At 39.2% G+C, this 24,775-nt stretch carries 23 protein-coding genes; 6 read left to right on the top strand and 17 right to left on the bottom strand.

What is annotated here, in order from left to right; translation table 11 throughout:
- Positions 1-44 precede the first annotated feature (44 nt).
- The 3 genes from leuB to leuD are packed head-to-tail and all read left to right on the top strand — an operon-like array spanning position 45 to position 3,091.
- Complete coding sequence (gene leuB, locus ACKTSC_RS00990) at positions 45-1,106, top strand: 3-isopropylmalate dehydrogenase (protein ID WP_407856595.1); 1,062 nt, start codon at positions 45-47, stop codon at positions 1,104-1,106.
- A gap of 27 nt (positions 1,107-1,133) precedes the next feature.
- Positions 1,134-2,507, top strand: coding sequence for a 3-isopropylmalate dehydratase large subunit (leuC, locus tag ACKTSC_RS00985; RefSeq protein ID WP_332580066.1), 1,374 nt, complete (start codon positions 1,134-1,136; stop codon positions 2,505-2,507).
- A complete protein-coding gene (gene leuD, locus ACKTSC_RS00980) occupies positions 2,507-3,091 on the top strand; it encodes a 3-isopropylmalate dehydratase small subunit (RefSeq protein WP_407856594.1) in 585 nt (194 codons plus the stop codon). Before leuC ends, leuD begins: the two co-directional genes overlap by 1 nt.
- A gap of 47 nt (positions 3,092-3,138) precedes the next feature.
- Here leuD and ACKTSC_RS00975 read toward each other — a convergent pair whose 3' ends face one another.
- From ACKTSC_RS00975 to ACKTSC_RS00955, 5 genes are all read right to left on the bottom strand, one after another.
- A complete protein-coding gene (locus tag ACKTSC_RS00975; RefSeq protein WP_407856593.1) occupies positions 3,139-4,905 on the bottom strand; it encodes an ABC transporter ATP-binding protein in 1,767 nt (588 codons plus the stop codon).
- A gap of 131 nt (positions 4,906-5,036) precedes the next feature.
- Positions 5,037-5,726, bottom strand: a complete 690-nt coding sequence (locus ACKTSC_RS00970; RefSeq protein WP_407856592.1) for a MarR family winged helix-turn-helix transcriptional regulator — start codon at positions 5,724-5,726, stop codon at positions 5,037-5,039.
- 173 nt (positions 5,727-5,899) lie between these two features.
- The gene (locus tag ACKTSC_RS00965; RefSeq protein ID WP_407856591.1) at positions 5,900-6,034 is read right to left on the bottom strand and encodes a FeoB-associated Cys-rich membrane protein; all 135 of its coding nucleotides are present in this window, start codon (positions 6,032-6,034) and stop codon (positions 5,900-5,902) included.
- Entirely contained in the window at positions 6,022-8,184 is a 2,163-nt protein-coding gene (feoB, locus tag ACKTSC_RS00960) for a ferrous iron transport protein B (RefSeq protein ID WP_407856590.1), read from the bottom strand. The genes ACKTSC_RS00965 and feoB overlap by 13 nt, the downstream gene beginning before the upstream one ends.
- Positions 8,185-8,661, bottom strand: a complete 477-nt coding sequence (locus ACKTSC_RS00955; protein ID WP_332580060.1) for a FeoA family protein — start codon at positions 8,659-8,661, stop codon at positions 8,185-8,187. It lies immediately after the preceding gene.
- 394 nt (positions 8,662-9,055) lie between these two features.
- On the opposite strand from ACKTSC_RS00955, the gene nrdH reads away from it, so the two are divergent.
- The 3 genes from nrdH to nrdF all read left to right on the top strand — a co-directional run bounded on the left by nrdH (position 9,056) and on the right by nrdF (position 12,556).
- On the top strand, positions 9,056-9,274 hold the full coding sequence (nrdH, locus tag ACKTSC_RS00950) for a glutaredoxin-like protein NrdH (RefSeq protein WP_016180418.1): 219 nt from the start codon (positions 9,056-9,058) through the stop codon (positions 9,272-9,274).
- A gap of 80 nt (positions 9,275-9,354) precedes the next feature.
- Complete coding sequence (gene nrdE / locus ACKTSC_RS00945) at positions 9,355-11,514, top strand: class 1b ribonucleoside-diphosphate reductase subunit alpha (protein ID WP_407856589.1); 2,160 nt, start codon at positions 9,355-9,357, stop codon at positions 11,512-11,514.
- Positions 11,515-11,587: 73 nt separating this feature from the next.
- Positions 11,588-12,556 (top strand): class 1b ribonucleoside-diphosphate reductase subunit beta, encoded by a 969-nt coding sequence (gene nrdF, locus ACKTSC_RS00940; RefSeq protein WP_332580058.1) that lies wholly within the window; start codon positions 11,588-11,590, stop codon positions 12,554-12,556.
- 30 nt (positions 12,557-12,586) lie between these two features.
- Here the strand turns inward: nrdF and ACKTSC_RS00935 are convergent, their stop codons facing one another.
- The 12 genes from ACKTSC_RS00935 to ACKTSC_RS00880 form a co-directional block, all read right to left on the bottom strand.
- Positions 12,587-13,291, bottom strand: coding sequence for an MgtC/SapB family protein (locus ACKTSC_RS00935; protein ID WP_332580057.1), 705 nt, complete (start codon positions 13,289-13,291; stop codon positions 12,587-12,589).
- Between the two features lie 75 nt (positions 13,292-13,366).
- On the bottom strand, positions 13,367-14,074 hold the full coding sequence (locus ACKTSC_RS00930; protein WP_407856588.1) for a pseudouridine synthase: 708 nt from the start codon (positions 14,072-14,074) through the stop codon (positions 13,367-13,369).
- Positions 14,075-14,202: 128 nt separating this feature from the next.
- Positions 14,203-14,904 carry a glucosamine-6-phosphate deaminase gene (nagB, locus tag ACKTSC_RS00925; RefSeq protein WP_332580055.1) on the bottom strand — a complete coding sequence of 234 codons (702 nt, stop codon included), beginning with the start codon at positions 14,902-14,904 and terminating at the stop codon, positions 14,203-14,205.
- Between the two features lie 203 nt (positions 14,905-15,107).
- Positions 15,108-16,247: a mannitol-1-phosphate 5-dehydrogenase gene (locus ACKTSC_RS00920; protein ID WP_407856587.1), complete on the bottom strand. Its 1,140-nt coding sequence runs from the start codon at positions 16,245-16,247 to the stop codon at positions 15,108-15,110.
- 1 nt (position 16,248) lies between these two features.
- Positions 16,249-16,686: a PTS mannitol transporter subunit IIA gene (locus tag ACKTSC_RS00915; protein WP_332580074.1), complete on the bottom strand. Its 438-nt coding sequence runs from the start codon at positions 16,684-16,686 to the stop codon at positions 16,249-16,251.
- A gap of 24 nt (positions 16,687-16,710) precedes the next feature.
- Complete coding sequence (locus tag ACKTSC_RS00910) at positions 16,711-18,762, bottom strand: BglG family transcription antiterminator (RefSeq protein WP_407856586.1); 2,052 nt, start codon at positions 18,760-18,762, stop codon at positions 16,711-16,713.
- Positions 18,763-18,848: 86 nt separating this feature from the next.
- A complete protein-coding gene (locus ACKTSC_RS00905; RefSeq protein ID WP_407856585.1) occupies positions 18,849-20,609 on the bottom strand; it encodes a PTS mannitol transporter subunit IIBC in 1,761 nt (586 codons plus the stop codon).
- A gap of 155 nt (positions 20,610-20,764) precedes the next feature.
- Positions 20,765-21,136: a DUF956 family protein gene (locus ACKTSC_RS00900; protein WP_407856584.1), complete on the bottom strand. Its 372-nt coding sequence runs from the start codon at positions 21,134-21,136 to the stop codon at positions 20,765-20,767.
- A gap of 112 nt (positions 21,137-21,248) precedes the next feature.
- On the bottom strand, positions 21,249-22,160 hold the full coding sequence (locus ACKTSC_RS00895) for a PTS system mannose/fructose/sorbose family transporter subunit IID (protein ID WP_407856583.1): 912 nt from the start codon (positions 22,158-22,160) through the stop codon (positions 21,249-21,251).
- Positions 22,161-22,180: 20 nt separating this feature from the next.
- Entirely contained in the window at positions 22,181-22,993 is an 813-nt protein-coding gene (locus tag ACKTSC_RS00890; RefSeq protein ID WP_407856582.1) for a PTS mannose/fructose/sorbose transporter subunit IIC, read from the bottom strand.
- Positions 22,994-23,028: 35 nt separating this feature from the next.
- Positions 23,029-24,000, bottom strand: coding sequence for a mannose/fructose/sorbose PTS transporter subunit IIA (locus ACKTSC_RS00885; protein WP_407856581.1), 972 nt, complete (start codon positions 23,998-24,000; stop codon positions 23,029-23,031).
- A gap of 75 nt (positions 24,001-24,075) precedes the next feature.
- Positions 24,076-24,576 carry a PTS sugar transporter subunit IIB gene (locus ACKTSC_RS00880; protein ID WP_332580047.1) on the bottom strand — a complete coding sequence of 167 codons (501 nt, stop codon included), beginning with the start codon at positions 24,574-24,576 and terminating at the stop codon, positions 24,076-24,078.
- Between the last annotated feature and the right edge of the window lie 199 nt (positions 24,577-24,775).

Genomic DNA, 24,775 nt, shown 5'->3' with positions numbered 1-24,775 from the left:
TCATTAAATGAATTAGTTGAGAGAAAGATAGGAGTCCTTTTAATATGAAGAAAAAAATTGTTGTGCTAGCCGGTGATGGTATCGGACCTGAAATTATGGAAAGCGGCTTGCGCGTATTAAGCGCCGTTGAAAAATATTGCGACGATGAGTTTGATTATCAATCTTTTCCTTTTGGCGGTGCCGGGATCGATGAAACAGGAGCTCCGCTGCCAAAAGAAACATTAAATGCTTGCCAAGCGGCAGATGCGATTCTTTTAGGGGCTATCGGCGGTCCAAAGTGGGAAAAAGCTGCGGAAACACCTGAAAAAGGATTATTGGCTTTACGTAAAAGTTTAAATTTGTTTGCCAATATCCGGCCAGTAGCTGTTTCAGACGTGTTAGCCCCGCAATCGCCGTTAAAGCCTGAGATCATCGTCGGGACAGATCTCGTGATCGTCCGGGAACTAAGTAGTGGAATTTATTTTGGTGAACCGCGAGAACTAACACCTAGGATGGCCTATGATACAGCGCGTTACCAAAAAAACGAGATTGAACAGATCCTCCATACGGCCTTCAAAATTGCAGAAGGTCGAAATAAAAGAGTTACTTCGGTCGACAAAGCGAATGTCTTAGCTTCAAGTAAATTTTGGCGCGCAACTGCCGAGGAAATCGCTAAAGAATATCCTGATTGTCAGTTGGATCATCAATACGTTGATTCTGCCGCAATGAAGTTGATCCAAAGACCGACGGATTTTGATGTAATCGTAACTGATAATTTGTTTGGTGATATCTTGAGTGATGAAGCTTCTGTCCTACCCGGAACATTGGGTGTATTGCCTAGTGCTAGTCATAGTATCGATGGCCCTTCACTTTATGAACCGATCCATGGTTCTGCCCCAGATATCGCCGGTCAAGGCATCGCCAATCCAATATCGATGATCTTATCGGTAGCCATGATGTTGCGGCAATCTTTTGCACAAGAACAAGCAGCACAACTGATCGAAAAAGCGTGTGATCACGTTTTAGCTCAAGGAATCGCCACCAGTGACTTAGGTGGAACTGCTCGTACGAAGGAATTTACCGAAGCAGTCATCCAAATATGTCAGACGAGCAGCGCAACACTTTAAACTATAGCTAAAAAGGGAGTAAGAACTATGGGAAAAACACTATTTGATAAACTTTGGCAACGACACGTCGTTTATGGTGAAGCAGGTGCTCCGCAATTACTTTATATCGATCTACAATTGATCCACGAAGTTACTTCACCGCAAGCCTTCGAAGGATTGCGGGCAGCAGGACGTACGTTGCGTCATCCTGAAAGAACGTTTGCGACGATGGATCATAATGTTCCGACTGTCGATATCTTTAATTTTTCTGATCTTGTCGCAAAAAAACAAATCGATACTTTGAAAGAAAATTGTCAGGAGTTTGGTGTTCAGCTTTGTGACAATGGCAGCGATCGGCAAGGAATCGTGCATATGGTCGGACCAGAAACTGGTTTGACCCAACCTGGAAAAACGATTGTTTGCGGTGATTCTCATACTGCAACTCACGGAGCATTTGGTGCTTTAGCTTTCGGGATCGGCACCAGTGAAGTGGAACATGTTTTTGCGACACAGACGCTTTGGCAAAACAAACCGCAAAACATGGGGATTAAAATCACAGGAACGCTTCCTAAAGGTGTTTATGCAAAAGATATTATTTTGGCATTGATCGCTAAATATGGAACAGATTTCGGTGTAGGCTATGGGGCAGAATTTTATGGTGAAGCTATTGAAAACCTATCAATGGAAGAACGAATGACGATCTGCAACATGGCGATCGAAGGCGGCGCAAAAATCGGTTTGATCGCTCCAGATGAAAAGACCTTTGCCTATGTCGCAGGACGAGAATTTGCACCAAAAGATATGCAAGCTGCGATCAATGATTGGCAAGAACTTTATACTGATGACGATGCTGTTTATGATAAAGAATTGACCTTGAATGTCGATGAACTGGTTCCTTTCGTAACTTGGGGCACCAATCCAGAAATGGGTGTGCCTTTTGACGGACAATTTCCACTGATCACTTCACCCGATATCCAAAAAGCTTATGATTATATGGGCCTAGAACCAGGACAAACGCCCGCGGATATTCCAGTAGGCTACGTCTTTATTGGTTCTTGCACCAATGGCCGGCTTTCAGATCTGCAAGAAGCGGCTAAAATCATTGCCGGAAAGAAAGTCCATGAAAAAGTAACCGCCATCGTCGTTCCTGGCTCGCGGCCTGTCCGTAAAGCGGCAGAAAAAATCGGCTTGGATAAAATTTTTAAAGATGCAGGCTTTGAGTGGCGTGAACCGGGCTGTTCTATGTGTCTAGGTATGAATCCTGACCGTGTACCAGCAGGAGTCCACTGTGCATCTACTTCAAATCGAAATTTCCAAGGGCGGCAAGGCAAAAATGCACGTACACATCTTTGTAGTCCTGTCATGGCTGCTCTAGCTGCCATCCATGGAAATTTTGTCGATAGCCGTAAGGAGGTTTTCTAATGGAAAAATTTATTCGCTACACTGGTCAAACAGTCCCATTGATGAATGACAATATCGATACGGATCAAATCATTCCCAAAGGATTTTTAAAACAAGTTGATAAAGCTGGATTTGGTAAACATTTATTTGATGAATGGCGTTTTTTAGCCGATGGTTCTCCTAACCCTGAATTTATTCTGAATGCACCTGAGCGAAAAACAGCAACGATCTTGATTGCCGGCGAAAACTTTGGTTCTGGTTCTTCACGAGAACATGCCGCTTGGGCTTTACAAGATTACGGGTTCCATGCAGTGATCGCTGGTAGTTACAGTGATATCTTTTATATGAATGCGTTAAAAAATGGCTTGCTTCCGATAAAATTGAATCACGAAGCTCGAAGTGTATTGAGTCAACTTCCCGCAGAAGAAGCGATCACGATCGATTTACCCAACCAAGAGATCCAAACTTCAGAGGCTCGTTACGCCTTTCAAATCGATCCAACTTGGAAAGAAAAATTGATCAATGGTTCCGATGATATCAGCATCACCTTGCAATACGAAGATAAGATCAAAGCGTATGAAGCAGCACTGCCTAGCTATAGATAAAATAAAAAAACTAGTCAGACAAAATTTGTCTGGCTAGTTTTTTATCTTCAATTAACAACTTGTTCTTGTACGTACTCTGCATACAATGGATGCGTTGCAATCAATTCACTGTGTGTGCCATGTCCTGTTACTTCACCTTTTTCGATGAAATAGATATGATCCGCATCTACGATCGTAGACAATCGATGCGCGATCACCAAAGTTGTCCGCCCTTCCATCAATTGATCCAATGCACGTTGAACCTTTTCTTCTGACTGTGAGTCAAGGCTCGCTGTTGCTTCATCCAACATTAAAATTTTAGGATCTCGCAAAAACGCACGAGCTATCGCGATCCGTTGTTTTTGACCGCCTGACAATTTAACGCCGCGTTCGCCAAGTTCTGTCTCCAATTGATCTGGGAAATCACGGACAAATTGATCGGCGTATGCTAATTCTAAACCCTGCCATAACTCTGCTTCACTCAATGTACGTTCCAATCCATATTGTAGATTGTCACGGATACTGCCGGCAAAGACGGCACTATCTTGTGAGACGTATCCGATTTGTGAACGCCAATTGGCTAAACTAAGTTCATCGACAATTTCATTACCGATTTTGATCAAACCTGCTGTTGGCTCGTAAAAACGTTCCAATAAAGAAAAGATCGTTGATTTCCCGCCACCGCTAGGTCCAGCAAATGCAATGACCGTATTTGGTTTAGCTTCAAACGAAACATTTTTTAAAATTGGACGATTTTCTTCATAATGGAAAGATAAATTTTCCGCTTTGATTGTTTTACCGGAAACATCGACTGTTTTTCCAGCTTCGATCGGTTCTAGCTCGGTTTTTAAAATTTGTTCGATTCGTTCAGTCGCTCCCATAGCTTTTTGAACTTGTGAGAAGAAGGTTGCAAAACTAGCTGCAGGCATCATGATATTGAATAGATATAATAGGAAAGCAACTAATTCCCCACTAGTCAATGTTCCGGCTTGGACTCGAACAGCACCATAACCTAAAATCCCCACGAATAAACCTAACATCACAGTCGTGATAATTGGTTGAAGTAATGCCTCTACCTTTGCATCTTTGATCCCTAAACTAAAAATCTTATTAATAAATGAACGACCACTTTCTTTTTCAAATGGTTCTCCATTACTAGCCTTGATCAGACGAATTTCTGATAATTTTTCACTTGCTTCCGCATTGAAATCAGCAGTTGCTGATTGTAATTGACGGCCAAGACGTGAAATTACACGGCCAATCGGCACCATGATCAAAGCCATGATCGGTACCGCTAAAAACATCATTGCAGCCATTTTCCAGTCCATCACGAATAAAATGATCATCGAACCCACAAGTTGGATCCCGCCAGTAATAAAGTTTGGAAATTGTGTAGCGACTAAATCTTTGATTACTGTCGTATCATTCACTAGACGAGAACTACTTTCACCTGATTTATGGTCATCATAATACCCAACAGGCATTTGTAAGAGGTGTCCCCATAATTTTTCTCGTAATGTTTTAACAGCGCTTTCTCCCACATAACGTAATAAGAAGCTGCCGATCGCGCCAAAAGCTAATTGAGCAACAAATGCTAAGACCAATACTGCCAACATCGCTTTATCGATTTGAGCCAGTTTGCTCGTATCGATTAAGCCTTTCGTCAATTGTGGCACGATCAAACTAGCCCCACTAGTCAACAAGCTTAAAAATAAGCCAACTCCAAATAATGTTTTCTTAGGGTTAACGCTAGTAATCAAGCGAATAAAATCTTTCAATTTGTAATTACTTTTTGTATAGGGGCGTTCTTGCTCCATACTCATATCACGATCCATTATCGTTTCCTCCTAGTTCATAGCGACGAGAGCTAGCTCGTCAGTTTACTCATTCTGCTAATACCCAGAGACTATGACTAGCTCTTATATAGTAGAAAATTTATTTTGTTCCATTACCAAATCAATGATATTTAGAAATCTTCCCAGTCATTGTCTTCTGCTTTTTTGGGTTCCTCAGGTTGATTGAAACAGTCTGGATTCCCCCAGAAATTTTGACGAAAATCACGTGGGAAGTTTCGTGGAAATTCATGCGAAGCATTTCGCATTTCACGTTTCATTTGATTACGCATTTGACGTTGTTCTTCTCTTGAAAGATTCTTCCAATTATCAGCGACTTGTTCACGCATCGCTTGCATTTGACGTAAGCGATCCATCGGATCAACAAAGCGGCCTGCTTGCTTTTTGAATTCATCTTGCCAGCCAGCAGATATTTTTTGTAATGATTCACTAAATTGTCGTTGTTCTTCCTCTGTCAATCCAGCAAAAAACGCTTCACTCATATCGCCACCTGCGGCGCCTAATTTTTGTGCTTTTTCTTTGCCTTTTTCAGTTAGAAAGACGCGTTTGATTCGACGATCTTGTTCCTCTTCTTGTCGACGAACATCACCGCTTTTTTCCATTTTTTTCATTAATTCAGCTAATGAGCTTGGACGAATATCCAATATTTCAGCCAATTGAATTTGAATCAAGCCGTCTTCCTTGTCTAAAATCGCTAAGACACGTTGTTGCCCGGTCAATCTCTGGCGCTTGCTGATAAACGCATTACTCGCTGTGCTAACAAACCGTAATTGCTGCATCAATTCTTCTGTAAAATGACTCATTCTAATCGCTCCTCTTAATTATTTTGATTGTGACTATCTTTAAAGTTCGGTACCTAACTTCAATTCGTTAGTTATTATAGTTCGGTACCTTATCTTTGTCAACAACTTTGTAACATTTTTTATCTCTTTCCAAAAAAAAGAAAAAACGATCCGGCGAATACTCGCCAAATCGCTTAATTTTTTTGTTGTTCTTCTTTTACTGGGCAACTGAAATCACAGTCTTCACACGAACTGCCATGTTTGATTCGCCGATAAATGACTGCACCTGCTCCGCCAAAAATTAGGATGCTTAAAATTATAGTTGCCATTCTTTCACCTCGTTGATTTCTTGGATTGAAATGCTTGGTGTTTGTTTTACTGGTTTTCTGACAATAAAATACAGCATGATCGCTAAAACGATTCCCGCGATCACAGTCGCTAGATTGACCTGTCCACCTTCAAAGAAGAGATGACCAAATTGGTAAAGAATAAAACTTACTGCATACGCTAATCCGCATTGATAACCGATCGCGCGAAGCGTCCATTTTGTATCGCCCATCTCACGATGAATTGCACCCATTGCAGCAAAACAAGGAGCACACAAAAGATTAAAGACTAAAAATGAATACGCACCAACAGACGTGTAGGTCTGACGCAAGGCTGACCAAACTTCTGCTCCATTTTCCGAAACTTCCGTGTGACGATACAACACGCCAAAGGTTCCGATCACATTCTCTTTTGCGACCAGGCCTGTGATCGCAGCCACGGCTGCTTTCCAATTTCCCCAGCCGAGCGGAGCAAACAACGGAGCGATCGTGCCGCCAAGAGCCGCTAAAATACTATCATTTTCATTAACCGATTGTAAGTGGAAATTATAACTAGAAATAAACCAAATAATGATGCTTGAAACAAAAATAATCGTTCCTGCTCGTTTGACAAACGCTTTACTATGATCCCAAGTGTAACGAATTGTATTTCCGATTCGCGGAAAATGATAGACTGGTAATTCCATAATAAATGGCGATGGATCCCCACTAAATAGACGCGTCTTTTTCAATGCGATTCCTGAGAGTACGATGGCAGCCATTCCAACAAAATAGGCCGAAGGAGCTACCCAGCTACTATGAGGGAAAAAGGCCCCTGCCACTAAAGCGATGATCGGCAATTTAGCTGAACAAGGCATAAAAGTCGTTAGCATCACGGTCATCCGACGATCTTTTTCATTCTCAATCGTCCGGCTAGCCATGACTCCGGGTACGCCGCAGCCGGTGGCGATCAACATCGGAATAAACGATTTACCTGACAACCCAAATTTGCGAAAAATTCGATCCATGACGAAGGCAATGCGGGACATATAACCACAGTCTTCTAAAATAGCTAAACATAAAAATAGTACCATCAACTGCGGCAAGAAGCCTAGCACTGCGCCGACACCGGCGATGATCCCATCTAAAATCAAGCTCTGCATCCAAGCGGCCACATGCCAAGCTTGTAAAGTCGAACTGACAAAATTAGGTACGATCGAACCAAATAACTGATCATTGACCCAATCAGTTCCCATCGTTCCAACGGTTTGGATCGCAATATAATAAATCAGCCACATCACTAAACCAAAAATCGGCAACGCTAAGAAACGATTAGTGATGATGTGGTCGATTTTATCTGAAAACGATACTTTAAATTGATCTCCGTTCACGACACATAGCGTTGTTAAATGAGTAATAAAATTATACCGTTCATTGATGACCAAACTTTCTGCGTCATCGCCAAAAATCTTTTCTGTAATCTGAATGATTTCTGTAATTTCTTTTTGCTGGATTTTGCTTAAATCCAATTGCGTGAGCGCTTGTTCATCACGCTCAAATAATTTCACACTATAAAAACGACTATATTTTGCTAGAACAGTACTACCCAAAATTTCTTCGATTTCACTGAGTGCAGCTTCTAGACGACGATCATAATGTGGAAAGCTGACTTCAGCTTGTCCTTTTTCAATTAGATGCACCGCCTCGCTTACGGCTTTATCAATTCCAAAATTTTTCAGCGCACTGATACCGACGACCGGTACACCTAGTGCATAAGCTAATTTTTCTAAGTTGATTTGTTTGCCACTTTTTTTAACGATATCCATCATATTGACTGCGACGATCAATGGAATACCCGTTTCGATCAGCTGAGTCGTCAAATAAAGATTCCGTTCTAAATTGGTTCCATCGATGATATTAATGATCGCATCCGGCGTCCCTGACAACAGATAATCCCGGGCCACTACTTCTTCAGGCGAGTAAGGCGAAAGAGAATAAATCCCTGGCAAATCATCGATCGTTACTTCTGAGTTATTTTTATAACGCCCTTCTTTTCGTTCAACTGTTACCCCAGGCCAATTGCCTACGAACTGATTGGTCCCAGTCAATACATTGAACGTACTAGTTTTCCCACTGTTAGGATTTCCTGCCAAAGCAATATGTAACTGTGCCAATTAGTCCGCCCCCTCTTCTTTCGATACCACGATCATTTCAGATTCACTTTTTCGTAAACTTAATTCATAACCGCGGACTCTTAGTTCGATTGGGTCCCCCAGCGGTGCTAATTTCACTACCTTTATCGGTGTGCCTTTGGTCAATCCCATGTCCATCAACCGACGTTTGACTGCACCTGTTCCGTGGACATTGACAATCACCGCCCGCTCACCTGCACGTAATTGATCCAATGATACCCAAGATTCTTGCACTTGCGTTAGGTCTTTCACAAGTATTTGTTTTAATAAAGAACGCGATAATGCTAAGCGGGTATTTTGCAAAAGGACGATACCATTTTCACCAGAATGATTGACTAAAGCAACTTTTGAGCCAACGATCATCCCTAAATCCTGTAATCTATGTTTTAAGTCATTTTCTAACGTCATTTCATCGATTTGAACGACTTGGTTCAATGATATATCTGCTAAAGTTGTCATAGTTTCCTCCATTTATATCGGCTTATTTTATCTACTTAATCAATAATGAGAATCTTTCTCAATAAGAATAGCCTCATTTGATATCAAAGTCAATAAATGGTCGAAGATTTTTGCTATTTTTGAGCAGTTTATTTGACAAGCAGAGATACATTTGATTTTATTTTAAGATTTACGTTATTAAAAAAACTTATTTTAGGTAAAAAAACACTGACCTTCTTGAATCAAGCAAATAAAAAGGCATTTTCCTTTGAATTCACCTGTTTTCAATATTTTTGCAAAAAACACAAAGAGTGGTATACCACTCTTTTACCACCACAATATATAGTGTTTAACGATTGACTTTTCTACTACATCTTTTATACTAGGAAATGTAGAAATCAGAGGAGGTAGTCTTATGGTAAAAGTCTATTCAAAAAATAATTGTATGCAGTGTAAAATGACAAAACGTTATTTAACTGAAAATCAAATTTCATTCGAAGAAATCAATATCGACAACGAACCCGAAGCTCTAGGTTTCCTAAAAGATCAAGGTTTTCAAAGTGTTCCTGTTATCTTCGGCGGTCAACAAGCCATCATCGGTTTTCGCCCAGATCAATTGAAAGCATTAGCGTAGTTCAAAACTTTGCGGTCCATGATTGCAAAGTTTTTCTTCATTATATAGATAGAAAATTTTAAAGAGAAAGATGTGACGAAATGAGTTTAAAAGATCTTGGTGAAGTATCCTACTTCAAACTGAACAACGAAATCAATCGTCCAGTCAACGGACAGATTCCATTAAACAAAGATAAAGATGCGCTAGCTGCTTTTTTCAAAGAAAATGTTGAGCCTAACACGCATGCGTTTTCTTCTGTGCAAGAAAAAATCGATTACTTATTAGAACAAGATTTTTTGGAAGAAGCCTTTATCGCAAAATATTCCCCTGCCTTTATTGAAAAATTATTTACTTATTTAAAAGAACAAAACTTTACTTTTAAATCATTTATGGCAGCCTACAAATTTTATTCTCAATATGCCTTAAAAAGCAATGATGGCGATGAATACTTAGAAAGTTATGAAGATCGAGTTGCTTATAATGCGTTGTATTTTGCTGATGGCGATGAAAAATTGGCACTTTCTTTAGCCGACGAAATGATTCATCAACGCTATCAGCCAGCGACCCCTTCTTTCTTGAATGCTGGCCGTAAACGTCGTGGTGAATTAGTTTCTTGTTTCTTGATCCAAGTAACCGATGATATGAATAGTATCGGTCGCTCAATCAACTCTGCCTTACAACTTTCTCGTATCGGGGGCGGTGTAGGAATCAATCTTTCCAACTTACGTGAAGCTGGTGCTCCGATCAAAGGCTACGAAGGTGCCGCAAGTGGCGTGGTACCCGTGATGAAATTATTTGAAGATAGCTTTTCTTACTCAAATCAATTAGGCCAACGTCAAGGTGCCGGTGTCGTTTATTTAGATGTCTTCCATCCTGATATTGAAATGTTTTTATCAGCTAAAAAAGAAAATGCAGATGAAAAGATTCGAGTAAAAACATTATCACTTGGGATCACTGTACCAGACAAATTCTATGAATTGGCTCGTAAAAATGAAGAGATGTACCTATTCAGTCCTTATGGGATCGAACGTGAATATGGTGTGCCTTATTCTTACGTCGATATCACAAAAGAATACGATAATTTAGTCGCTAACCCAAATATCCGCAAGAAAAAAGTTCGTGCGCGTGATTTAGAAAATGAAATCTCTAAATTGCAACAAGAATCTGGATATCCTTATATCATCAATATCGATACAGCGAATCGTGCAAATCCAGTAGATGGTAAAATCGTGATGAGTAATTTATGTTCAGAGATCTTACAAGTCCAAACCCCTTCATTGATCAATGGTCGTCAAGAATACGATGTTTTAGGAACAGATATCTCTTGTAACTTAGGATCAACGAATATCGTCAATTTAATGGAAAGTCCTGACTTTGGACAATCTGTTCGAACGATGGTTCGAGCTTTGACTTTCGTAACTGACGAATCAGATATCGATGTGGTACCATCGATCCAAAATGGCAATCAGCTCAACCATACAATCGGTTTAGGAGCAATGGGGCTTCACAGCTTCTTTGCCAAACATTTGATGGCCTATGGCTCTGAAGAATCGATTGATTTCACGAATATTTATTTCACCTTGTTGAATTATTGGACCTTAATGGAAAGCAATGCCTTAGCGAAAGAGCGTCAAACAACTTTCCATAATTTTGAAAAATCAGCTTATGCTGATGGTTCTTATTTCGATAAATATACAACAGGCGAATTCTTACCTAAAACAGCTAAGGTCAAAGAAATCTTTAAGGATATTTTTGTTCCAAGTGCTGAAGATTGGAAAGCTTTGAAAGCAGCGGTGCAAGAAGACGGCTTGTATCACCAAAACCGTTTAGCTGTTGCACCAAATGGCTCGATTTCTTATATCAACGATACTAGCGCCAGCTTGCATCCGATTACTCGTTTGATCGAAGAGCGCCAAGAAAAGAAAATCGGTAAAATTTATTATCCAGCACCTTACTTGAACAATGATACCTTGCCTTACTATACTTCTGCCTATGATATGGATATGCGTAAAGTGATCGATGTCTATGCAACGGCTCAACAACATATCGATCAAGGAATGAGCTTGACCTTGTTCATGCGTTCTGAAATTCCAGAAGGCTTATACGAATGGAAAACAGAAAGCAAACAAACGACACGTGATCTGAATATTTTACGGAACTATGCCTTTTATAAAGGCTGTAAATCGATCTATTATGTCCGGACATTTACCGACGATGCTGAAGAGATCGGCTCAAATCAATGTGAAAGTTGTGTCATCTAAAACCTAGTTGCCTCTCGTGCTTTTGTACGAGGGGTACTCTATCGTTTAACTTACTATCTTAGGAGGAATATCCATGGCAGAAACTTATTATGAAGCCATTAACTGGAACGAAATCGAAGACATTATCGATAAATCAACTTGGGAAAAATTAACAGAACAATTTTGGTTGGATACACGAATCCCCTTATCTAACGACTTAGATGACTGGCGTAAATTATCAGACCTTGAAAAAACTACCGTTGGGTATGTGTTTGGCGGTTTGACTTTACTTGATACCGTCCAATCAGAAAGCGGCATGGATCAATTGAGAAAAGATGTCCGTACCCCACATGAAGAAGCGGTTTTAAACAATATTCAATTTATGGAATCAGTCCATGCCAAAAGCTATTCATCGATCTTTAGTACATTGAATACTAAAGCTGAAATCGAAGACATCTTTGAATGGACGAATACAAACCAGTATTTGCAAAAAAAAGCCGAACGAATCAACGAAATCTACAAGAATGGCACGCCGTTAGAAAAGAAAATTGCGAGTGTCTTCCTTGAAACATTCCTATTCTATTCTGGTTTTTATACGCCGCTTTATTATTTAGGCAACAATAAGTTAGCCAATGTAGCCGAGATCATTAAACTGATCATCCGGGATGAATCTGTCCATGGAACATATATCGGTTATAAATTCCAACGCGGCTACAATGAATTACCGGAAGCAGAGCAAGAACGTTTGAAAGATTGGATGTACGATTTGTTGTATGAATTGTATGAAAATGAAGAACGCTATACAGAAGAGTTGTACGATGCAATCGGTTGGACCGAAGAAGTCAAAACGTTCTTACGTTATAATGCCAATAAAGCATTGATGAATTTAGGAATGGATCCCCTTTTCCCAGACACCGCAGACGATGTCAATCCAATCGTTATGAACGGTATTTCAACCGGAACCAGCAATCACGATTTCTTCTCACAAGTTGGGAATGGCTATCTATTGGGACAAGTTGAAGCGATGAATGATGACGATTATCTCATCGGATTTGAAGATTAAAAAAAAGGCCAGCGTTGGCTGGTCTTTTTTTTATACATTGATCATACGCAGTTTCGTAATATTTTTATACATCGATAAATCTTCGATCACTTCTGTGTAATTCAATCCCCTTGGTAAATCGATCGTATAAACATTTGTATAGATACGATAATCATCCATAAAATCAACGTCAAAATCGACATCTTCAACTTCAATTTTTTTACTATCAAAATAATTCATAATGAATTCTTTGGTCGCTTCCCGATGAATATAACGAATTTCCAATTTTTTGATCGAGTTGATTTTGATGATACGTTTGACAACAGTCAACGCTAACATGATCCCAACAAAACTACAAATAGCGATCGTATAATACCCCATTCCAATCGCAATCCCTAGACCAGCACCTGCCCAGATCGAAGCGGCCGTAGTCAATCCTTTGACTGAGCGATTGCTGACCATGATCGTTCCGGCACCTAAAAAACCGATCCCACTGACGACTTGTGCGATCAAACGAGCTTCATCTGCTCGGACAACACCGACAAATTGTGGTTCTGCTGCTGCATAACGCAACGCTTGATCCGCGATCTCTACTTGGATCAGCGCGATGATCGTCGCACCCATACAGACTAAGATATGTGTTCTGATTCCAGCTGGACGATTTTTATATTCACGTTCGATCCCGATACCTCCGCCCATGACCATCGCCAAAAATAGCCGAAGCATGATTTCATAAACTGATAAATGCAGATCCATTCTCTGACCTCCTCTTTCAGGAGCTAATTTTGCTCTTTTTTAATAGTATAGCATGGCTTCAAAAAAGTAAGCGTTCTAACCCTTGATTTGTCGCAATTCTTCTTCTGTCAACGCGCGATACGAACCTTTCTTTAACGCTTTTGGTAAGGCTAGTCCACCCATCCGGATTCTTTTAAGATAAGTCACTTCTTTTCCACAAGCTTTGACCATTCGTTTGACTTGATGGAATTTACCTTCATGTAAAATGATTCGGACGATCGAGGTGTCTTGTTCCGTTTCATCGATCAATAATTCTGCGGGCAATGTCAGTTCACCATCTAATCGTATCCCATTTTTGAATTGCTCCTGATCTTCAGCCGTCATTACACCTGCAACTTCTGCTAAGTATTCTTTCTCCACGTGTTTTTTTGGCGATAATAATGCATGTGCTAATTTTCCATCATTCGTGATCAATAATAAGCCTTCAGTGTCTTTGTCTAAACGCCCCACTGGAAACAAATCCTGTCTCAGATCCTGAGCAGAAAATAAATCCATCACCGTCCGATCACGAGTATCTTCGGTCGCACTCACCACGCCAGCTGGCTTGTGGAGTAAATAGTAATAAAATTCTTGATATACTAACACTTCTCCTAAAAAAGTAACAACATCTTTTTCCGGATCAACTTGGGATTTATCAGACTTTTCAACTCGTTGATTGACCGAAACCGAGCCTTTTTTTATCAACTGTTTGACTTCTTTTCGACTGCCTAAACCCACTTCTGCTAAAAATTTGTCTAATCGCATGACCATGTTCCTCCATTGATTGCTTGATAACTTACTATAACCAACGCAAAAAAAAGAAGCAAGCAACTTTAAAAACAAAAAAGACGCTAAGGAGTTCTCACTCCCCAGCGTCTTGAAACAAATCAATCTTATAATTTGCTAGCAGCTGCTTCGTCGATGATTACTGTTACATCTGCATGGTTTTGTAAAACACTTGCTGGAAGATCAACAGTCACGTCGCCATCGATCATTCCTTTAATAGCGTCCGCTTTATCTGTACCAAAAGCCATCAATAAGATTTTTTTACTTTGCATGATTGAACCAATGCCCATTGATAAAGCGTGTGTTGGTACATCTTCAACTTTATCAAAGTAACGTTTGTTTGCTTCGATTGTTGATTCAGTTAATTCAACTACATGAGTTGTTACATCAAATGGTGTTCCTGGTTCGTTAAAACCGATATGTCCATTACGGCCGATTCCTAATACTTGTAAATCAAGTGGATGTTCAGCGATCACACCATCATAACGTTTGCATTCAGCTTCTAAATCAGCTGCTTTACCATTTGGTACAAAGGATTCTTTGAAAGGTTTTTTATTAAATAAGTGATCGTTCATGAAGTAGCGGTAGCTTTGTACATCTTCGCCCGCTAATCCTACATATTCATCTAAGTTGACAGAAGTCATTTCTGAAAAATCTAAATCGCTAGAAGTCATTTCTTGGTATAACGTTTCTGGTGTACTACCAGTAGCTAGTCCTAAAATTTTAACGCCGTTTTCCATTCCGTCTTTAATAATTTCAAATGCTTTTTTTCCGCCTTCATTGGCATCTTTTACGCGAATTACTTTCATTGGTAAACGCTCCTTCACTGATTTGGTATACACCAATTTTAGCACCTTTGAATTCAATTATCAACTAAAAATGTCTAGACCAAAAATTAAAATTTTGTCATCTTCCTTCCATTATTATCTCTAATTACTTTTATCGGGTAAAGCGATAACCACTATAATGTAAAAAAACTGTTCGAAATAGTTTCGAACAGTTTCTTAGTTGTTTATTTTTGATAGTTGGCAGAAATTTCAGCGATCAATTGATCGTCTTTAAGATCCGTCACTTGTTGAATCACTTCAGCAACTGATTTTTCTTTCAAATAGCCTTGTAATTCGACACTTTGTTCATCGTTCGGATCATCGTATTTTAAGACCATCGCTACGACATCAACTAAATTATCATAACTCAACTCACGATCTTTCAGCTCACGGATCGGACGGATGAAACGTTCGTCGTAACCAAGTTTACGAATCGGTGTCCGTGCTACACGGCTGATGCTGTCTGAAATATATTTATTTTCAAAACGGCTAACGATTTTATTGATATAAGCAGTATGTTTTGCTTCATCGAAGCCCCATTTGTTGATCAGCAAACTGCCAGTTTCACCTAAAACTGCCCGTAGTTTTTCTAAAACACGTTCATCAGCAATGGCTTCGTCGATTGTTTGATAGCCTTCATAGGCACCTGTATATGCAACCGTTGCATGACCCGTATTGACTGAGAACAATTTACGTTCAATATAGGGTTCTAAATCTTCCACATATTCTACATCTGTTAAGCGTAATTCTTTATTTTTACTTTGAGTCGCATCGATCACCCATTCACTGAAAGGTTCGACGGAGACAAATAATGGATCTTCATGGTGTTGGATCGGTACGATCCGGTCAACCGCTGCATTGGGAAATCCGATATATTGTTCCACATATTCTAAGTCTTCTTCAGTCAGGAAGCCTTTCACTTTTTCAAATAAAAATTGACTGCCACCAATCATGTTCTCACAGGCTACTACGTCTAAGGCAGCTGTATTTCCATTGCTACGACGTTTTTGGATTCCTTTTGCGATCAATTCTGCGATAAAAGGTAAGATATTCGGTCCGATCGCTGTCGTTACGATATCTGCTTTGCTGACAGAATCAATTACTGCTTCTGGATTTGTTTGATTGTTCAATCCATCAACGTTTGAGACATGGATTTCTTTTTGGCTTTCATCTGCTAATTGAATCGTGTATTCATTGCGTTCATTCAAGGCATTGATGATCGTTTCATTGATATCGACAAAGTCAATTGAAAAACCATTCTTTGCTAAAATCTCACCGATAAATCCACGTCCAATATTGCCTGCTCCAAAGTGTGTTGCTTGCATCCTATTCTACCTCCTGAAGATAGCCCATGACTTCTTCTTTTGTTTTTGCATCTGCTAATTTTACGACATTTTCAACATCTGAACAAAAGATGGCAATCTTTTGCAAGATATCTAAATGTTCATTTTCGATTCCAGCGATACCAAATAGTACCATCGCTACATCATCTGTATCGTCTTTACCAAAGTGAACGCCCGTTGGGACTTGGATCACTGAAATGCCGCTTTTTTTAACGTATCGTTTTGCTTCATCTGTTCCGTGAGGGATCGCGATAAAGTTTCCCATATAAACTGAAACCAATTCGTTTCTTTCGATCATCGCATCGATGTAACCCGCTTCGACACAACCTGCATCGACCAGCAATTGACCACTTGCACGAATTGCCTCTTCTTTATTCGCAAATTCTTGATCTAATAAAATCATTTCTGGCTTTAGTTCCATCATAATTTCCTCCGCTTCTCATGTTTAATTTTCCCGAATTTCTTTGACGAATAACGAACTCAATAATTGATAAATGATTTCTTTATTGCCAAATTTATAAATCTCAGTATTTAGATCGCTCTCAATCACCGAGCTGCTGATCTTTCCTAATAAATGTTGTTGACTTTCAGGCATCGGATCTGGGGCTAATAATAATAAAATTCGCGTTAATTCAATGCTCTTTTTATCCATTCCTTGAATCAAAAATTTCTGATCCAAATCATAGATCGTAAACAATGGCTCTTTGACATGCGCATCCGCGCAGTGGAATAAGGCAAAATTAGTATTCGGTACGCCAATCGGCGCTACTAAATATCGTTGGATCACTTTTTCCGTTACTACTGCTGCATTGGAAACGAAAGTTCCTTGCAACGGATCGATGATTTTTTTTAAGGTTTGTTCAATCGTTTCTTGTGCCTGAAAAGATTTGACATCGAAACTTTGCAGTAGATTATTAGCGATCCGCATCGTTTCATAAATCGCATCAAAGGCTTCGCTTGGCTCTTGTTCCGGCTCATCAGCCAACTCAGGTGTTTTTTCTGGATGCAGGGTTTGAATATAGTCTTTGATCTCTTTGATTTCGTCATCTAATAATAAAGGCGAGATCACTTTATACGGCAAGTGGAATCCTGGTAAGAAAACCGTCGCCAAAATCAAATCATAGCTTTTATAATCTAACTGATTCATCTCAGAAATTTTTGCAACCTGAACTTTCTCAATCTCCGTCAAGTATTTATGGATTCGACTTTCTAAAATCCTTGCTGTTCCAATACCGCTAGAACATAAAACTAAAGCTGAAAGTGCTCGTCCACTAGGGTTGCGCTCAAGTGAAGTCGCGAAATGGATCACGACATATCCCAACTCATCGGCTGTAAACTGATGACCCGGAAAAATAACCGCCAATTCTTTGATGATTGCTGTAGTTAAGCCTTGGTATTTCTCACGTATTTTTTTCAGCAGTGGATTATTAGCGCTCTGAATAACGGTTAAATTCCGTTTCAAAGCAGCTGACATATGCGCTGATAGATCATTGAACAATTGTTCATCTTTACGAAAATCAATTGCTGTCGCTTCAGAAACTAAGCGAATCAATTCCTTGATTTTATATGAAAGTTCCACATCGAAACTATCAATAAAAATATTTTGCGGTCTTTTATAATTGACTCCTTCCAATTGGAAAGCAAACAATCGAACTTCTTGCGGTGGAATCGACTGCTTGATCGCCATCGCCACTTTGATCATGATTTGACTGGCGATTTGCATGCTTTCTGGTTTGGCTTTGCTGTCTTTTTCATCGATAATATAGCGTTTTTGTTCCATTCGATCGATTGATAGTGTCAATAAGACCAATACTCGTTGCAATTGATTATCTGTTACTTGTTCAAAAGATTGCCGTGAAACTTGTTCAACAATCGTATGAGCTAACACTAAATTTTTTGGATTTAATAATTTTAAAAAGAAATTATCTTTTGTTGCTTTTTCCGCCTTTAACAAATCAATGTACTTAAAGAAATCATATTCACTGACACCATTGTAAATTAAATTTCCCAATAATTGGCGTCGCTGTTTTTCCTGTCCATCAATACGGATGCCTCGCCCTTTTAAGCGTTTTAATATCAAGCGATAATCGACCAAGCTTTTTTCGATTGCCAACAAGTCAGAGGTGATCGTTGCTTGACTGACCTTAAAATCAATCGCCAGACCTTCGATCGTCTCTTCTTCTTCCATTAACAGTAAAGAACAAACGATTGCACTTTGCCGTTGGACATTGTCGGTGAATAATTCTTCTTGTTTTTCTTTGATCAGTTGCTTTAAACGATCTAGATTTACACTTTCTCCTACGATACGATACCCTTCGCCTCGCGGTTTGATAATTTGTACATCTAGTGATTTGATTGTTTTTTCTATACTCGATAGTTCACGATACACTGTTCGCTTGCTGACTTGCAAAGTAGCTTGCAATTCTTCCGAAGTGATGCCATTCGGATAGTCTAACAAAAGGGAAAGTATCTTTTTTTCGCGAATCGAAAAATACACAATATCTCCTCCAATGGATTCAAAGGGTAAAAGCAGTGAGAATCCCCACTGCTTTAAGAGTAATACGATTCTTTAAAAAAGACCACTTATTTCCTTAAGTTTTGAATGACCTGATCATATTTTTCTGAAGCAACTAAGTCAGTTAGCGGTACATGCACAGCACTTGGCGCTTGTTGTTCTGCTTTAACTGTTTCATCATTGTTTGTAATGATCAATGCATTTGTTTCATCTTTTAAGTCTTTGATCGCTACTACGACTACTGGATAATGCAATGAATTGTTCTTCATTAATTTCTTCAAGATCGTTGCACCCATATTCGCAGAACCTTTGACTTGGTCATATGCAAAGACAATGTGATCGACTCTTGAATAGTCGGCCAAGCCTTGTACCACATTATCTGTTAACTTTGCTTTTGGGTCTTTAGCTGGGGCTGAATCACTTGATAAGCGTTCAACGATTTCATCATAACGTGGTGAGTTCATAAAGTTTTCTACTTGAACAAACGTTGCACTTGGCGCTTTTTGAGAAGCTCGGTCATGCAATTCTTCTTGCGTTACGATCAATGCATTCGGATCATCGGTCAAATTATTGATTGCTGAATTTGAAACAGGTAATGACAAGCCAGCTTTCTTCACTTTATCACGTAAAACTGATGCCCCCATCGCACTTGATCCCATTCCAGCATCACAAGCAAAGATGATTTTGTTTACATTACCGAACATTTCTTGATTTTCAGTTTTTACTGCAGCTTGACCTTTTGATTCAGCTTTTGCATTTGCTACAGAAGCTTGAGTTGCTGCTAAATCGTCTTCATCACTATGATCAGCTTTCAAGATAATCATTGCAACTAAGAATGATACGGCACAAGCTACTACGATACCAGCTAAGTTCGGTAAGTATCCGCCTCTTGGTGTCATTGCAAGAATAGCAAAGATCGAACCAGGAGAAGCAGCTGCTTGTAGTCCCGCACCTAATAGTTGGAAAGTAAATGTTCCAGCAACCCCACCAGCCATAACAGCTAGGAATAAAAGAGGTTTCATCATTACGTATGGGAAGTAGATTTCATGAATCCCACCTAAGAATTGAATAATGATTGCACCTGGTGCAGATGATTTAGCAGAACCTTTACCAAAGAATGTAAAGGCCAATAAGATACCTAGACCTGGTCCAGGGTTTGCTTCTAATAAGAATAGGATTGATTTTCCAGCTTGTGCTGCTTGCTCTGCTCCTAATGGCGTCAAAATACCATGATTGATCGCGTTGTTTAGGAACAAGATTTTCGCAGGTTCAATAAAGATATTTGCTAATGGCAATAGATGCATGTTGATGATTGTCTCAACACCCTGTGCCATTAAATGTGTAGCACCTTCGACTACAGGTCCAATCGCATAATACGCAATAATCGCTAAGGCAAAACCAATTAAACCAGAAGAAAAGTTGTTGACCAACATTTCAAAACCAGCTTTGATTTTTGCTTGGAATGCGTCATCAAATTTCTTGATGCACCATCCGCCTAAAGGACCCATGATCATCGCACCGATAAACATCGGTACATCCGACCCTACAATAACACCCATCGTAGCGATTGCCCCAACGACTGCTCCACGTTGTCCATGAATCATGCTACCACCGGTATATCCAATCAATAATGGCAATAAATAAGTAAGCATCGGACTTACAAGTGTTGATAATTCTTTGTTTGGCAACCACCCTGTATCAATAAATAATGCCGTGATAACTCCCCAAGCAATAAATGCTCCGATATTCGGCATGACCATCCCAGAGAGATAGCTCCCTAATCGTTGGACTTTAGCTTTTAATCCACTTTTCTGTCCAGCTTTTTCCATTTTATGTTCCTCCTCTGAATAAAAATGATTTCGTTTACATTTTTATAATACCGCTAGCAGAATACGCTTTCAACGAATAGAAGGTATAGCTTTGGCACAGAACTTTGTGCCAAAATTAAAAAGCCGTCAACATAAGGCTAGACGGCTTTCTGATCTTATTTATGCAATTTATTTTTGACACCACGTTTGATGACATCAAAGAAACTCAACGATTGGACCATATGAGAAGGATCTACGTATTCACGAATTGCTCTTAATACTTCTTTTGGCTGCTTAGATGAAAAAGAATATGTTCCATTTTTCTTAGTTTGTATAGCATAACGAGGAATTTTTTTTCCTTTAAACATTATTGAGGCTATGACGTAATCTACTTCTTCCCAAGGTATTTGGATAAACTTATTCGCATCACGTTCATTGTAAAATTCAAATCCCTTATCCCCAATCATAATTTTTCCATAATCTGTTAATCCTTGATAAGATGTCGCCTTTACAACTAGATCTACCTTTGTATTCAATGACTGAACCATAATAATTCCTCCAATTTTTAGATTAGTGCTTTATGTATTTAAATTATATTTCAATTTTAATAAAAAAATCTAGGCCAATAAAACTAGCCTAGACTTTTTAACTTATTTAAATTTACATTAGTCCGATTAAATGGAATACAATACCCACAACGAACAATCCTAGAATGATAATAATTGGAGAAACTTTTTTCTTCAATAACCACATACAGAATAAAGTTAAACATAATGCAGCCAATCCAGGAATTAAGCTATCTAAGTTATTTTGTAAAGTTGTAACTTTATGATCTGTTAATGATAGCCCAGCTGCTTGTTGCTCTAAAGCTGTTTTAATTCCCTGAGCCCCAGCTGGTAACTTGTCCCATTCAATATAAGCACCATTGTCAAGTTTTACAGAAGAAACTGTTGGTGCAAATGATATTGACACCCAACGGTTAACTAATGAACCCAGTATAAACATCCCTAAAATTGAAGCACCTTTAGTGATATCTTGTAAAAGTCCACCAGATAAATCATCTGTAATTTTAGAACCTGCTTTATAACCAAATTCTTGTGTATACCACATGAACGCCATACGGATTAAATTCCATCCAACAAAGTAAATAATTGGACCAAGGATATTTCCACTAATAGCAAGTGAAGCTGCTAAAGCACCTAAAATTGGTTTAACTGTGAACCAGAAAACGGGATCTCCGATACCAGCTAATGGTCCCATCATACCAACCTTAACCCCTTGGATTGTTACATCATCGACAGGTGCGCCATTAGCTCTTTCTTCTTCAAGAGCCAACGTTACACCAATAATTGGAGACGCTACATATGGATGTGTATTAAAGAATTCTAAGTGACGTTTTAACGCCGCTGCCCGATCTTCTTTAGTTTTATATAATTTCTTGATTGCTGGAATCATAGTAAATGCCCAGCCACCATTTTGCATACGTTCATAGTTCCAAGAACCTTGAATAAAAGTTGAACGCCACCAAATAGAAATACGATCTTTTTTAGTTAATTTAATTTGTTCAGCCATTCTATTTATGCCTCCTTTTCTTAATAATTATCAATTATGTCGCCGACAGGATCTCCGGTATTGGAATTTCCACCATTATTACCTGATCCACCGCCTTGTTTAGAAAGAGCCAAGTAAATAAGAGCAAGTGAAACACCAATTGCACCTAATCCAATAAGAGTAATTTGTGTTACAGTTGCTAGAACAAAACCGATTGCGAAGAATGGCCATACTTCACGAGTAGCCATCATGTTGATAACCATTGCATAACCAACGGCTACGACCATACCACCACCGATTGCTAGCCCATCAGTTAACCATGCTGGCATTGATTCAAGTAGTCCTCTAACTGGACCTTCACCTACTGCTAAGATTAAAGCTGCAGGAATAGCAATACGAATACCTTGCATACAAATAGCGATAATGTGCCATAATTCAACTTTACGGAAATTGCCTTCTTCTGCAGCAGAGTCCATGAAATGAACGAATGCTGTAGCAATAGTACGACAAATAATTGTTAGTAATAGTCCAGCAACTGCTAAAGGAACAGCAATCGCGATAGCTGAAGAAACGCCTGCTTTGCCTTGTCCACCTAAAACTAAAATAATTGCAGAAGCAATTGATGCTAAAGCAGCATCAGGGGCAACAGCAGCTCCAATATTTGCCCAACCTAAAGCGATCATTTGTAGTGTACCGCCTAAAATTAAGCAAGGAAGCAAGTTGCCTGTTACTAAGCCAATTAACGTACATGCAATAACTGGTTGATGGAAGTGAAATTCATCTAAAATACCTTCCATACCAGCTAAAAAGGCTACGATAACGACCAAAATCATTTGAATAATATTTAATTCCATGATTAATAATCCTCCATTTTCTACTGATAATTATATTACTTTTGTTTGTTTAGTTCTTCTTGAGCTTTCTTAAGAATTTCACTCATATTACCTTTAGAATCATTAGGTACTTTACGAACATCAAACGATAAACCCTTTTGTTTCAATGTTTCAAAAGTATCAATATCATTTTGATCGAATGCTAAAACTTTATTGGGTTGAACTTTTCCTGTTGAATGTGCCATTGACCCAACATTGATTGTTTCTAAAGGCACACCACCTTCAACTGCACGTAATGCATCTTGAGGATTTTCGAACAATAATAATGCTTTTTGCCCACCAAAATGTTGGTCATCCTTAGCAATCTTAATCATTTGTTCTACAGGAACAACATGCGCTTTTACACCTGGAGGAGCTGCTTGTTGGATAAGTTTCTTACGTAATTCATCCTTTGCAACTGCATCTGACACAACAATGATTCTTGTTGGACCAGTAGTTTTAGTCCAAGCTGTTGCTACTTGTCCATGTAGTAACCGTGAATCGATACGAGCTAGTACATATTTTAATTTACCTGGTGTTCCAGCATTTGAACCTTGTGACGCTGACGCAGTAGCTGCTTCAGCTGGTTCTAATTCTTCAGGACGGATTCTTACGCCTTCTTTTGCTGTTCCAGAAATGTGAGCAGCGATTTCATGCGCAGTTTCCATTGAAAAACGTGAAGCATAAGCTTCAATAACCATTGGTAAGTTCATGCCGGCAACGATTGCCCATGTATCTTTGTGTTCTTCAAACAAGCTATTTGCTTGGTTGAACGGAGTTCCACCCCAAAGATCGACTAAGAATAAAACTTGGTCTTGGTTTTCGAAAGATGCAATTGCTTCTTTCATTTTTGCTTTAACATCATCGGGTCCTTCACTCGGCATCAAAGTTACTGCTTTGACGTTTTCTTGTTCTCCAAAGATCATCGCGCCGGATTGCAAGATACCATTAGCGAATTCACCATGACTAGCAATGATAATTCCTACCATCTTTATACCTCCTACTATTATTGTTACAGCTCAAAAATATAAATAAGTTCTAAAAAACCTGTAACCGAAATTAAGTTATTGCAGCATCTTTTCTTTTTTGATCAATTGCATTAGATCTGTTTTCCGATCCGTTGGCACTTGACGAATCTCCAATTTGACACCGGCAACTTCCAGTTGTCTAAAAGAAACGACATCGTTTTCATCTAAAGAGATAAAATTAGTGATCATTTTTTTCCCTTCAGAAAAACGCATCCCACCAATATTGACCGCTTTCAAATCAACTCCTGCTTGAACGACCTCAACCACATCTTGTGGTGAAGCAAACAGCAACATGACTTTCATTCCATCAAACAATTGATCGTGATACACTTCAACCATTTTTCTCTTTGTGACGACATTGGACTTGATTCCTGGTGGCGCAGCTTGCTTCAGGAGGAACTTACGCAACTCATCGTTAGCGACTTCATCACTGACAACTAAAATTCGGTCGATCCCTGTTGCTTTAGACCAAACTGTTGCTACTTGACCATGAATCAAACGATCATCGATACGAGTAAGTCGAATATCCATTACCATCCCACCAACTCCTACTACTACAAGGCTTAGATGCTAAAAGACTTGTGCTACAATTTTTTGAGTACAGTCACACACAAGTACTCACTTATAATAAAGCAAGTGCCATGCCAAAATACACTAATAAGAAATTCTTTATTTAATAGCGTTTTTAAGATACACAAAAAGGATACAGTATACTGTATCCTTTGCTTGTGTATCA

Source organism: Enterococcus hailinensis (assembly GCF_045862035.1).
GTDB lineage: Bacteria > Bacillota > Bacilli > Lactobacillales > Enterococcaceae > Enterococcus_A > Enterococcus_A hailinensis.
The sequence above is the reverse complement of the archived record's forward strand: the minus strand, read 5'-3'. Positions and strand labels throughout refer to the sequence as shown.